Origin of the sequence: Nitratidesulfovibrio oxamicus (genome assembly GCF_015731765.1) — a bacterium.
Taxonomy (GTDB): domain Bacteria; phylum Desulfobacterota; class Desulfovibrionia; order Desulfovibrionales; family Desulfovibrionaceae; genus Cupidesulfovibrio; species Cupidesulfovibrio oxamicus.
On sequence record NZ_VRYY01000513.1, the window covers coordinates 1 to 1,580 of the forward strand.

At 69.9% G+C, this 1,580-nt stretch carries 2 protein-coding genes and 1 pseudogene; 1 reads left to right on the forward strand and 2 read right to left on the reverse strand.

Going from position 1 to position 1,580, the window contains the following annotated elements:
- Window positions 1-285 (reverse strand): annotated as a pseudogene (locus tag FVW20_RS14730) (cobamide remodeling phosphodiesterase CbiR); the annotation flags it as partial.
- Between the two features lie 253 nt (window positions 286-538).
- On the opposite strand from FVW20_RS14730, the gene FVW20_RS14735 reads away from it, so the two are divergent.
- Entirely contained in the window at window positions 539-688 is a 150-nt protein-coding gene (locus FVW20_RS14735; RefSeq protein WP_167126191.1) for a hypothetical protein, read from the forward strand.
- 220 nt (window positions 689-908) lie between these two features.
- Here the strand turns inward: FVW20_RS14735 and FVW20_RS14740 are convergent.
- Window positions 909-1,580 (reverse strand): 3'-5' exonuclease (locus tag FVW20_RS14740; RefSeq protein ID WP_231039139.1); only part of this gene is annotated, 672 nt, incomplete at its 5' end.

Consider the following 1,580-nt stretch of genomic DNA (forward strand, 5'->3'; position numbering starts at 1 on the left):
CGCCGCGCCCACGCCGGGCGCACCGTGCGGCCCGGCCACCCAGGCCAGGTCCACAGGCAGGTGGGCGTGCCAGGTCAGGGGCAGTGCGGCCAGCGCCGGGGGCAGATCGGCGTCGGTATAGGCAAGGCAGGCTTCGGCCTCGAACAGGCACAGCCCCACCTCGTGCACCCGCCCCGAAAGAAATGCGCAATTATCATGGACGTTGCCCGCAATGATCCACGAAGGGGCCGCTACGGTTCTGGACAGAAGCCGAGGCGATGCGGTAAGGGCCTGCGGAACGTGCATGCCGTTCCGGTTACGGGCTTTCCGCCTGAGCGGCAAGCGCGGCCCGGCAGAAAAGTGCCACCCGCGCCCGCCCGTAACGCCGGTTTTCCGGTCGTCCGCAGTGTGCCGCCCTCGCAAGGGGCCGCCACCATAAACCACGGGCCGAACCGGCACGCGCCATGCACGGCATACGTCGTTCCCCCGTCGCACCGCCATGAGCCGTCAGGAACCACCATAGGCCGCTCTGGAGCTGGACGGGGAACAGGAGACCTTGATGCGCCACGTGAAGCATTTTCTGCAACACCGTTTCAATCCCCTGCACGTGTACTGTCGCCTGCGCGACGTGGGCCTCAGCCCGCGCACGGCGGGCAGGGTGTCCGGCCTGTACGAACGCTACGTGTACCGGGTGTGCTGCCCCCAGTAGCCCCGCCCGCCACCGTCTTTCCGCACGACGGACGGCGCACTGCGGCGCGCCGCCCCGATGCCTTCCCCTTCCCCTTCCCCGAAAAACACCACGGCCCGGCATGACCGGGCCGTTTGCGTTGGCGGGGGTATGGGGGGCTGCCGACGTGGTGGGGAGGATGGCTGCCGGACGGCGGCAGCCAGAACACGCGCCGCATCACGCCGCACGAGAACCCGCGGCATCACATCAGCGACAGCTGGCGCTCCTTGCGCTTCTGGTGCTGCACCAGCATGGAGCGGCGCAGCCCTTCCAGGGGCACGTCATCCAGAAAGCGCGATGGCTTCAGACGCAGTTCGCGGCCATACAACTGGCGGCGCGCGGCGCAGCTGAGGAACAGTCCCTCGGAGGCGCGGGTCATGCCCACATAGAGCAGGCGGCGTTCCTCGTCCATGTCGGTGCGCGTGTCGGGGCTGGCGCCGTCGCGGTCGGGCTTGCCGGTCAGGGTGCCCGCCCCGGCGAAGGGCATGATGCCGTCTTCCAGCGCGGGCAGGAACACCGCACGGAACTCCAGCCCCTTGGCCGCGTGCAGGCTCATGATCTGCACCTTCTCGCTGCTGCGTCGCACCAGTTCCAACTCGCTTTGCAGGCTGATCCAGTTCATCAGCCCGGCCCAGCCGCCGTGGGTGTCGTAGGCGCGGGACAGCGCCCGAAAGGCCGAGGACTGCCAGAACAGGTCGTCGAAGGGCGGAGTTTCGCGCAGGTAGGCGGCCACGCCCAGCGGGCCGCGGGCCAGCACCTTGGGCGGGCAGTCCACCTCGTGCGGCATGTCGTGCGCGGGGATTTCCGCGTCGGGCCGCAGGGGGGCCTCGCCGCTGGCGGGACCGGTGACGGCGGGACCGGTGACGGCGGTGCC

Excerpts from the sequence above, each read along its gene's own strand:
- FVW20_RS14735 (WP_167126191.1), top strand. The coding sequence starts at position 539 with ATGCGCCACGTGAAGCATTTTCTGCAACACCGTTTCAATCCCCTGCAC.